The organism is Streptomyces sp. NPDC044061, from assembly GCF_056434305.1.
Window position 1 is genome coordinate 67,377 of sequence record NZ_JBWKFL010000024.1, and the last position, 8,647, is coordinate 76,023.

An 8,647-nucleotide genomic window follows, 5' to 3' on the forward strand; every position below is an offset into this window, starting at 1 on the left:
AAACCTACAGTGCGCTTGATCTCTTCGGATACTCGAGCAACGCAGGTCATACCCGGTTCGGTACAAAAAGCACCGCACCGGGCACCTGCGCACGGCATGTGACGAACGCCACAGCGCTCGGACGGCCTCCGTGATGATCTCGTGATTACCGCCGAGACGGGGCGGGAAGTGCTTGCTGTGGTCGAGGCCGCAGTGCCTTCACGGCCCAGCCTTAGGGGGAGAATCCCATGCAGAGTGTCAAGCGCCCTGGTCGTTCCGTGTCCAAGCGGCAGCAGCCGGTCGTCGAGCCCGAGCCGGAGGGCGTCGAACCCGACGCCTACGACCCCGAGGAACTCGACTTCTACGACACCTTCGAGATGTACCGGGTGATCTGCCCGGACTGCGCCCAGCCGATCGCGCTGCTGGCGGACGAGGAGGTCCTGCCGGAGCACGCGCTGTGCGCCTCGCCGTGGAACCCGTTCGGGCTCACGGTCTGTGCGGGCACCGGTCGCACGGCGACCGAGGCCCGCCCCGCGGACGAGTCCTTCGCACCGCAGGAGCAGGAGATGGGCCTGCTGCTCACGCTTCCCCAGGGTCTGGACTGGCGGACGCAGCCGTTCTCGCACGTCGGTGGCCCGGGCTCGCGCCCGATGCATGTGCCGGCGATGCGCCGCCAGGCCGCCTGAGTCCCGCCGGACCGGCCACCGTTCAGTCCCAGTAGCTGCCCTGCACCATGGCGCGCAGACTGCCGTGGTGCAGGATCAGTGTGTCCGGGTCCGCCGGAAGGGCGACCTCGCCGAAGTGGACCTGGCGGTAGGCGATGCGCAGCATGACGATCGCGTGCCGCAGGGCCGCGTAGAGGGTGTGGAACTCCATGTCCCGCGGGGTGTGGCCGGTCAGCCGCGCGTACCGGGCCTCGACGCGGTCGCGGCGCAGGAGGTCGGGCAGTCCGCGCTGTCCTGAGGCGACCGTGAGGTCGTGGAAGAAGCGGTGCAGATAGACGGTCCAGCCGAGGTCCACCTCGCGCGGCGCGAGGGCCGCCATCTCCCAGTCCAGGACGGCGACCGGGTCGAAGCCGTCGTAGACGACGTTCCCGATGCGTGCGTCGCCCCAGTTGAGGACGGCGTCGCCGGGCTCGTGCGGCCACAGCCGCTCCAGCCGGTCGAAGGCGGCCTCGATGAGGGGTGAGCGGGCGAGCCCGTCGATCACCCAGGCGTAGTAGGCCCGTTGGGCCGTCACATGCCGGCGCAGGGCGTTCCCTTCACCCGGCAGCGCGAGGAACCCGGCGTCCGCGGGCGGCACTTGGTCGTGCAGCCGGGCGAGCAGGGCCACCGTGGCGGATTCCAGGTGCTCGCGTTCCGCGTCACTGGCCGCGTGCAGCCAACTGCCCTCGTACGTATACGGCATGACGTCCGGAGGGACGCGTCCGGCCGCCCGTTCCATGACGAAGAACGGCGCCCCGAGCGGGCCCGGGTCCTCCTCCAGCCACAGCACCCGGGGTACCGGGAGGTCGGTGCGGTCGGCCACCAGTTTCAGGGTGCGGTACTGGCGCACCATGTCGTACTCCGGGAAGACGGTGTACGCCGCCGGATCCGCCGCGAGCCGCAACGCGCAGGAGCGCACCGGCGGTCGGGGGTGCTCGATGTCGAACAGCAGGGTCTCGCTGGACATGCCGTTGGAGGCGGGAACGGTGACGCCGACGGCCTTGGCGCCGGGCAGCCGGGTGCCCAGCCAGGCGGTGAGCCGGCGGGCCAGCTCCTCGGGGTCGCGGGTGCTGGTACGGGGACGCGGTGCCGTGGCCATCCAGTCCTCCCTCAGGACGCGACGGAGTCGAAGCCGGTGAAGCCGCTCGGGTCGTGCCGGCCGAACGAGCCGTGCTCGAAGATGCCGTAGCCCGTCCGCCCGTCCATCCGGAAGCGGGCGGAGTGGTCGGTGACGCCGTAGCCGGCGAGGGGGTGCGGCTTCGTCATGTCGTACGTGCGGCGGTCCACCCAGCCGGGCCCCCGCCAGGTGCCGTGCTGCCAGTCGTCCGCCGGCGGGTAGCCCGCGCCGACCGCGAGCGGCGAGGAGGTGAGGACGTCCACCTGAAGCTCCTGCGGTGTGCGCGGGTCGCCCAGGTGGATGACCGCGTGCTCGGGATGGCGGGTGCCCGGACGGTAGCCGATCTCCGCCTGCGGCCAGCCCAGTTGGCGGTCTCGGTGACCGGGGCGGACCAGGGTGGCGTCGTTCAGGGAGCGGTGGCCGTCGGCGTCCTCCTGGGTGATGACCATCAGGAAGCGGTCCTCGAAGCGGACCGGACACCAGATCCAGTGGAACCCCTCGGCCGGGTGTTCCTCGGCGAGCCGCCCGCCGTCCTCGCCCGGGACCGGCCGCACGCCCCAGCTGCGGTCTCGTGTTCCGGTCCACCCCCGCGACGAGACGGTGAACTCCGTGTCCCCCGCCCGGATCGCGCCCTCCACCGTGCCCGCCTGGACGAACCTGCGCCCCTCCAGGGTGAGCCGGTCGCCCCGCCGCTGGAGGTGGTGCGGTTCCCACAGCGCCGGGAAGGCCGCGGTCCAGGTGAGGTCGTACGACAACTCGTCCTCGCAGACCAGGCGGAGCCGGTGCAGCGGCTCCTGGACCTCGATGCGCAGAGGGCCCACCTCGAGCCGCATCCGGTCCTCGCCGAGGGCGTCCGAGGAGCGGACGGCGTGCAGGGTGTCCCCGGTGCGCAGGGTGGCGTAGGCGTCGATCACACCCAGGTTGGGGTAGACCCCGAGGCCGAGGACGAGCAGGGCTCGGCCGGCGTGGTCGAAGACGTGGAAGATGCAGCGGTCGTAGGCGTTGCGGTCCCCGGTCGCCACGTGCTTCATGGACAGCGGCACCTGGTGGACGGGGTACTCGTCGAGCGGTACGGGACGGTCGTCGGCCACGGACACCCCCTGGGACGGATAGCTGACGGTACGTCAGCCGGCTGCGGGGGGCCAGAGCGGGAACCGGTCGTCGTCGGTGAACTCACGCGCGATTCCGCCGGGCGGTGACCTCCCCGGGCCGCGCGGCGTTCTCCTGACATGGCCCCCACGTATTCGGCACCCGTGCGTCAGCGCCGTATCTTCGTGCCCCGTCCCGCAGAATCGCTTCCGCCGCTTCCGCCGCAGGATCCGCCCATCTACCGCGATCTGATGCGGGCCTGGGCCGACGGGGGCCGCACCCTGCCGGGCCGCCACGACCCGGAGTGGGTCAGGCTGGCGGCCCCGACGGTCCGCAGGGGGCAGTTCAGCGACCCTCCGGCCCTGCCACGTGACGGGCGATGACCATCCGCTGGATCTGGTTCGTGCCCTCGACGATCTGCAGCACCTTGGCCTCGCGCATGTAGCGCTCGGCCGGGAAGTCGGCGGTGTAGCCGTAGCCGCCGAGGATCTGCACGGCGTCCGTGGTGACCTTCATGGCCGTGTCGGTGCAGTGCAGCTTCGCCATGGCCGCCTGCTTGGCGAACGGCCTGCCCGCGTCGCGCAGCCGGGCGGCCGCGAGGTAGAGCGCCCGGCCGGCCTCGATCTGGGTGGCCATGTCGGCGATCATGAAGCGCAGGCCCTGGAAGTCGGCGAGGGGCCGTCCGAACTGCCGGCGCTGGGCGGCGTAGCCGACCGCCTCGTCCAGCGCGGCCTGGGCCAGGCCGATCGCGCAGGCCGCGATGCCGAGGCGCCCGGAGTCGAGGGCCGACAGGGCGATGGCGAAGCCCTGGCCCTCCTCACCGATGCGCCGGTCGTCGCCGACCCGCACGCCGTCCAGGTGGACCTGGGCGGTCGGGCTGCCCTTCATGCCCATCTTCTTCTCGGGCACCGCGCCGCTCAGCCCCTCGGCGTCGCCGGGCACCAGGAAGGCGGTGATACCGCGCGGGCCGTCCTCGCCGGTGCGGGCCATCACGGTGTAGAAGTCTGCGATGCCGCCGTGCGTGATCCAGGCCTTGGAACCCGTGATCACCCACCTGTCGCCGTCCCGGACGGCCTTGGTGCGCAGGGAGGCCGCGTCCGAGCCGGAGGACGGCTCGGAGAGGCAGTAGGCGCCGAGCAGGCCGCCGCCGAGCATCGCGGGCAGGTGCTCGACCTGCTGCTGCTTGGTGCCGTACGCGGCGAGCGCGTAGGAGGCGAGCGTGTGCACGCTGACGCCGAGGCCGACGGTCAGGCGGGCCGCGGCCAGCTCCTCCAGCACCTGCAGGTACACCTCGTAGGGCTGGTCGCCGCCGCCGTACTCGGAGTCGTACGGCAGGCCCAGCAGCCCCGATTCCGACAGCAGGGTGAAGACCTCGCGCGGGAAGCGTCCGGCGTCCTCCTCCTCGGCCGCCTTCGGCGCGATCTCGCGCTGCGCGATCTCACGGACGAGCGCGAGCAGATCCCTCGCCTCTTCCGTGGGCAGTTGACGCTCCACCGGCTGCGGGTCGCGGTCGGACATGGCGTCGCTCTCCTCCCTGTTCGGGCACATCGGCGGACGTGCGCCTTGGGTGGGGCGGCTCCGCCTGATCGTTCCGGTTCGGCCGAGGGCACCCGCTCCCGGGTCTCGGAAGCTGCTGACCAGCGGCTGTGTGCCGTGAGTATGCCCGATCAGCGACCTCTCGTCACCAGTTAACGACCGCTTACTTCAAGAATCCAGCCGGGAGCGTCCACACGCCCGGGATTGGTCCGAACCATTGACGTAGTGGTCTAGTCCTCCTACTGTGCATTGCCAACGCTTTACCGCGTTCATGCCAATCGGCGCGCGTTCCCCTCTCCCCCACGAGGAGCCACCCGATGCACAGCACTCCCCACCGTCCTCGCGCCCGGTTCCGGGCGCTCCTCGCGGCCGTGTGTTCGGCCGCCCTCGGCGCCGGGCTGCTGGCCGGCGCGGGCACCGCGACCGCGGCCGCCCCCGCCGCTCCCCAGCTCAAGGCGGGCTCCAAGGTCGTCGGATACTTCACCGAGTGGGGCACCTACGACCGCAAGTACTACGTCAAGAACATCGAGACCTCGGGCTCCGCGGCCAGGCTGACCCACATCAACTACGCCTTCGGCAACGTCACCGGCGGGAAGTGCGCGCTGGGCGACTCCTACGCGGCCACCGACCGGGCGTACACCGCCGCCGAGTCCGTCGACGGTGTCGCCGACACCTGGGACCAGCCGCTGCGGGGCAACTTCAACCAGCTGCTGAAGCTGAAGAAGAAGCACCCCGGCCTGAAGGTGCTGTGGTCCTTCGGCGGCTGGACCTGGTCCGGCGGCTTCGGCGAGGCCGCGAAGAACCCGGCCGCCTTCGCCCAGTCCTGCTACGACCTGGTGAAGAACTCCAAGTGGGCGGGCGTCTTCGACGGCATCGACATCGACTGGGAGTACCCGAACGCCTGCGGCAACAGCTGCGACACCAGCGGCCGGGAGGCCTTCAAGAACGTCATGGCCGCCCTGCGGTCGAAGTTCGGCTCCGGCAACCTGGTCACCGCGGCGATCACCGCTGACGCCACCAGCGGCGGCAAGATCGACGCGGCGAACTACGCGGGCGCGGCCCAGTACGTCGACTGGTACAACCCGATGACGTACGACTACTTCGGCGCCTGGGACTCGACCGGCCCGACCGCCCCGCACTCCCCGCTGAACTCCTACTCGGGCATCCCCAAGGCGAACTTCTACACCTCGGCGACCATCGCCAAGCTCAAGGGCCTCGGCATTCCGGCCTCCAAGCTGCTGCTGGGCATCGGCTTCTACGGGCGCGGCTGGACCGGGGTCACCCAGGCGGCGCCGGGCGGCACGGCGACCGGTCCGGCGGCAGGGACGTACGAGCAGGGCATCGACGACTACAAGGTGCTCAAGGCCAAGTGCCCGGCGACGGGCACGGCGGGCGGCACGGCGTACGCGAAGTGCGGGAACAACTGGTGGAGTTACGACACCCCGGCCACCATCGGCACGAAGATGACGTACAAGAACCAGCAGGGTCTGGGCGGCACCTTCTTCTGGGAGCTGAGCGGCGACACCGCCAACGGTGAGCTGATCAAGGCGATCAACTAGCCCCTTCAGCGGGGACTCGGGAGCGGAGGACCACGAGCCTCCGCTCCCTGGTGTCAGCCGTCGCGGCGGGCCGCCGGTGGGGCCGGGTAGGACGGGTCGAGTTCCTCGACGGCGCGCAGGGCTCCGCCGAGGGTTTTCACCAGCAGCTCGCGCATGGTGTCGCGGGAGAGGCCGGGGCGGTCGATCCAGTCGAGGGTGGCCCCCTCGACGCTGCACACCCAGGAGAGCAGGCCCATGCGGGCCAGCGGGGCGATGTCACCGCGGCCGTAGGCCCCTTCGGCGATGGTGGCGACGAGCGCCTCGCGTACGCCGTCCCGGATGGCGTGCACCTCGGTGTCGAAGCCGACCCCGCCGCTGACGATGGTGCGGTAGGCGGCCTGGTGGTGCTCGGCGAAGCGCAGATAGCTGTCGATCGTGCGGTGGACGCGGTCCACGGCGGGCAAGTCGCGGCCGCTCGCGGCGAAGGTGACCAGATCGGCGACGGAGTCCTGGATGATCGCCAGGTAGTAGCCGCGCTTGGAATGGAAGTAGTAGTAGATCAGCCCCTTGGCGACATGCGCCTGGCGGGCGATGTCGTCCATGGACAGGGCGTCGTAGGACGTGTCGGCGAACAGCTTCCGCCCGATGGCGATGAGTTCGGCGCGACGCGCCACAGAGCGCTCGGTGCCGCGCGCCCGGGGACGGACGGCGGCACGCTGTTGACGCATATTCAATTTCGACCCTGGTCTGGGAGGTCGGCGGGACATCCGCAGTATGTCAGAACATGCGCGCCGGGTGAGGGTCGGGTCAGAGCAGGCCGAGCCGGGTCACGAGCATCGCGACCACCACCACGAGCACCCAGCCCATGACGTGTTCGAGGATCTTCGGGCCGTCGTCCTTGGGGCCGCCGGTGCGGACGCGGGTGGCGGTGGCGGGGTGTGCGCTCATGGTTTCTCGCAGAGGTCGGACGTACACGGTCGAGTCCCCCACCCATTTGTCCACCTTGCCACCCACGACGGCGTTTGCGGCAGAGACGTTGCTCACACGGGCCGGGTCAGCGCACGCCCACCGCCGCGAGCGCCTTGCGCTGGCGCGGGTTCGGGCGGGCCGGGAAGTAGAGGTAGCAGACCCCGCCGGTGCCGGAGACGACCTTGCCGGAGGCGTTGTAGCGCTTGGTCCTCAGCCAGATGTTCTCGAACTCCCGCCGCAGGTAGACCCGCCGGACCGCCCCGTCGTCCACGGAGGCCGGGTCGTTCGCGATCACGTCGCCCTCCGCCGTGAAGCCGATCACCGTCATCAGGTGGCCGGAGGTGCCGTACCCGGCGCCGGTCAGCTCGGTCTTCAGGAAGGACTGGGACGTTATGGCCGGGATGCCGGCCGCGACCAAGGTCTCCAGGTCGGTGAGCGAGGCGAGCCGGGTGACGACGCCCTGGAGGTCCTTGAACGTGGCCGCGTAGGCGGCGTTGAAGGGCCAGTTGCCGCAGCCCTGGTACTGGTGGTCGTAGGTGAAGCGGGCCGCGTGGTCCACCTGCGGGTCGGCATAGGACGGATCGACCCAGGACAGCTGCTCGGACGTGAGCCGGCCGCCCCAGTACTCGACGATCATCTGCGAGGAGGTGGGGCTGCACCAGGCCTCGCCGCCGTTGTCGTACTGCGGGTACTGGCCCTTGTGGATCTCCTGCGAGTAGCGCGGGACGGCCAGTTCCCGGACGAGTCCGGGGGTGGAGGCGGGGACGGTGAAACGGTCGGGGATGTCGGAGCCCATCGCGCCGAGCCGCCAGACGGTCGGGGTGAGGCGGGTGCCGGGCCTGCGGTAGAGGGTCAGGCGCAGCTGGTACGAGGCCAGGCGCAGGCCGGTGCTCGCGTCGTCAATGGCGAAGGTGTCGGTCCAGATCGTGCTCCTGCCGTCGCTCTGGTCGTCCACCGAGGTCCGCTTGATGTCCTGGTCCCCGGCCGCCCAGCGGCCCATCACGTACCAGGGGGTGTCGGTGCCGTCGGAGTACGTGCCCTGCAGCTCGACCTGGAGCCAGGTGCCGTCGGGGGTGTGCGCGTTCCACGAGGCGACGACCTCGGTCGCGGGCGTGGTGAGCCGGTGGACCGGTGCGGTCCAGGTCGCGTACTCCCAGGTGGCGGTGGTGCCCGTGTGCGGGTCGGTGTAGTCGGTGCGCCCGGCGGGGGCGGCGATCTCGACGCCGGGCCGTGGACCGGAGACGGCCCGGACGCCCAGCGCGGTGCCACAGCGCCAGTCGCGGTACGTCGTCCAGGCGCGGTAGTCGATCGGGCGGGCGGGCGCCTGTGCGGTGTCGTCGGTGTCGGCCGCGGAGGCCTGTGCGGTGGCGGCGGACGCGGTCACGGCCCCCGAGGAGACCGCGGCGACCATCGCGGCGGTGAGGAGGGTGCGGCGGGACGGCTGCTGGGCTCTGCTCATGGGCGCGGTTACCCCCAGGTGTCCGAGTAGGTGCTGGTCCGGTGCGTGGTTGTGCGCCAACTATGGAGGACACGGCATGCCCCTGCCAGCACTTCCGCGTATGGCGCGCCACCAATATTGGTCTGGTCCACTGGAGGAAACCGTGAGGTCAGGCGGCGGGGGGGGGGGGGGGGGGGGGGGGGGGGGGGGGGGGGGGGGGGGGGGGGGGGGGGGGGGGGGGCGGCGGGGGAAACCGTCGGCGCGCGCGCGGTCGACG

8 protein-coding genes are annotated in these 8,647 nt (G+C 71.2%); 2 read left to right on the forward strand and 6 right to left on the reverse strand.

All coding sequences use genetic code 11. The features are described from left to right. Positions 1–227: 227 nt before the first annotated feature. Complete coding sequence (locus AC07CM_RS32830) at positions 228–665, forward strand: hypothetical protein (protein ID WP_478880109.1); 438 nt, start codon at positions 228–230, stop codon at positions 663–665. A gap of 22 nt (positions 666–687) precedes the next feature. Here the strand turns inward: AC07CM_RS32830 and AC07CM_RS32835 are convergent, their stop codons facing one another. The 3 genes from AC07CM_RS32835 to AC07CM_RS32845 form a co-directional block, all read right to left on the reverse strand. Next, on the reverse strand, positions 688–1,782 hold the full coding sequence (locus AC07CM_RS32835) for a phosphotransferase family protein (protein ID WP_478880110.1): 1,095 nt from the start codon (positions 1,780–1,782) through the stop codon (positions 688–690). 11 nt (positions 1,783–1,793) lie between these two features. Beyond that, entirely contained in the window at positions 1,794–2,891 is a 1,098-nt protein-coding gene (locus AC07CM_RS32840; RefSeq protein ID WP_478880111.1) for an Rv3169 family protein, read from the reverse strand. 343 nt (positions 2,892–3,234) lie between these two features. After that, positions 3,235–4,407: an acyl-CoA dehydrogenase family protein gene (locus tag AC07CM_RS32845; protein WP_478880112.1), complete on the reverse strand. Its 1,173-nt coding sequence runs from the start codon at positions 4,405–4,407 to the stop codon at positions 3,235–3,237. 335 nt (positions 4,408–4,742) lie between these two features. Between AC07CM_RS32845 and AC07CM_RS32850 the strand changes: the two genes are divergently transcribed. After that, on the forward strand, positions 4,743–5,984 hold the full coding sequence (locus tag AC07CM_RS32850) for a glycoside hydrolase family 18 protein (protein WP_478880113.1): 1,242 nt from the start codon (positions 4,743–4,745) through the stop codon (positions 5,982–5,984). A gap of 53 nt (positions 5,985–6,037) precedes the next feature. On the opposite strand, the gene AC07CM_RS32855 is transcribed toward AC07CM_RS32850, so the two are convergent. The 3 genes from AC07CM_RS32855 to AC07CM_RS32865 all read right to left on the reverse strand — a co-directional run bounded on the left by AC07CM_RS32855 (position 6,038) and on the right by AC07CM_RS32865 (position 8,391). Next, complete coding sequence (locus tag AC07CM_RS32855; protein WP_478880114.1) at positions 6,038–6,691, reverse strand: TetR/AcrR family transcriptional regulator; 654 nt, start codon at positions 6,689–6,691, stop codon at positions 6,038–6,040. A gap of 79 nt (positions 6,692–6,770) precedes the next feature. Beyond that, positions 6,771–6,911: an SCO1431 family membrane protein gene (locus AC07CM_RS32860; RefSeq protein WP_478880115.1), complete on the reverse strand. Its 141-nt coding sequence runs from the start codon at positions 6,909–6,911 to the stop codon at positions 6,771–6,773. A 106-nt stretch (positions 6,912–7,017) separates the two neighbouring features. Then, the gene (locus AC07CM_RS32865) at positions 7,018–8,391 is read right to left on the reverse strand and encodes a peptidase C39 family protein (protein WP_478880116.1); all 1,374 of its coding nucleotides are present in this window, start codon (positions 8,389–8,391) and stop codon (positions 7,018–7,020) included. Between the last annotated feature and the right edge of the window lie 256 nt (positions 8,392–8,647).

Coding starts and splice junctions, on each gene's coding strand:
- AC07CM_RS32830 (WP_478880109.1), top strand. CDS start 228: ATGCAGAGTGTCAAGCGCCCTGGTCGTTCCGTGTCCAAGCGGCAGCAG.
- AC07CM_RS32835 (WP_478880110.1), bottom strand. CDS start 1,782: ATGGCCACGGCACCGCGTCCCCGTACCAGCACCCGCGACCCCGAGGAG.
- AC07CM_RS32845 (WP_478880112.1), bottom strand. CDS start 4,407: ATGTCCGACCGCGACCCGCAGCCGGTGGAGCGTCAACTGCCCACGGAA.
- AC07CM_RS32850 (WP_478880113.1), top strand. CDS start 4,743: ATGCACAGCACTCCCCACCGTCCTCGCGCCCGGTTCCGGGCGCTCCTC.
- AC07CM_RS32855 (WP_478880114.1), bottom strand. CDS start 6,691: ATGCGTCAACAGCGTGCCGCCGTCCGTCCCCGGGCGCGCGGCACCGAG.
- AC07CM_RS32860 (WP_478880115.1), bottom strand. CDS start 6,911: ATGAGCGCACACCCCGCCACCGCCACCCGCGTCCGCACCGGCGGCCCC.
- AC07CM_RS32865 (WP_478880116.1), bottom strand. CDS start 8,391: ATGAGCAGAGCCCAGCAGCCGTCCCGCCGCACCCTCCTCACCGCCGCG.